Origin of the sequence: Paenibacillus oryzae (assembly GCF_001675045.1) — a bacterium.
GTDB classification, from domain to species: Bacteria; Bacillota; Bacilli; order Paenibacillales; family Paenibacillaceae; genus Pristimantibacillus; species Pristimantibacillus oryzae.
This window is the reverse complement of the sequence record NZ_LYPA01000002.1, coordinates 1-668: the sequence shown is the minus strand read 5'-3', so window position 1 is coordinate 668 and position 668 is coordinate 1. Positions and strand designations below refer to the sequence as shown.

At 52.5% G+C, this 668-nt stretch carries 1 protein-coding gene; it reads right to left on the bottom strand.

The genetic code is table 11. From position 1 onward, the window contains the following. On the bottom strand, positions 1-629 hold a 629-nt coding region (locus tag A7K91_RS00010; protein ID WP_156739199.1), incomplete at its 3' end, for a hypothetical protein. Positions 630-668 lie beyond the last annotated feature (39 nt).

The following is a 668-nucleotide window of genomic DNA, read 5'->3' as shown; positions in this document are numbered from 1 at the left end:
GCGACATCGACCGCTCCGTCCACCAAAGCAGCCTTGACCGCTGTCAAGGCTTGTTCATTAACCTCACGGAAGGTCGTGGCCAAGATCGGAACCGTCATCGGAGCGGTCGTCCGGGCCTGCCATGGCCGAAGAAACGTGATGGTAAAGGTATAGCTGCCAGCCGTACCGTTCGGGTTGTCGGCATCGCCTGTAATCGACGGCACGTAGCCCTGCTCCCGCACTAATCCGGTTCTGATGGAGTCGGACGCAACGCCACCTTCTTGGATTGCGAGCAACACTTGACTTTTAATGTATGTGCTTACCAATCCGTTGTCATACATAGCCTGTGTGATGCCCGAGTAGTCCCCCTGTTCGATCACAGTCTTGACCGAAGCCAGGTACGGATCAAACTCCTCATTCAGGGGGAGATTCACCATCATCCCATCCGCTGCATTTCCTTTTTCCATATAGATATCAACCGGAATATGTCCCTCTATATTGGCGTTAGCGCTTGGTGAAATGTGAAGATAGTCCAAAGCGAGATCACCAAATAAATCATTAAAATAACGTTTCACCATCTCATCGAGCTCCGCCCAGGTTGTGCCTAACGGAACATCGAGCGCCTGAAGCTCACCCGCCAACAGGCTCATGGCCCTGTCTATCGCCTGTTGATTAGAAACGCCGGCATA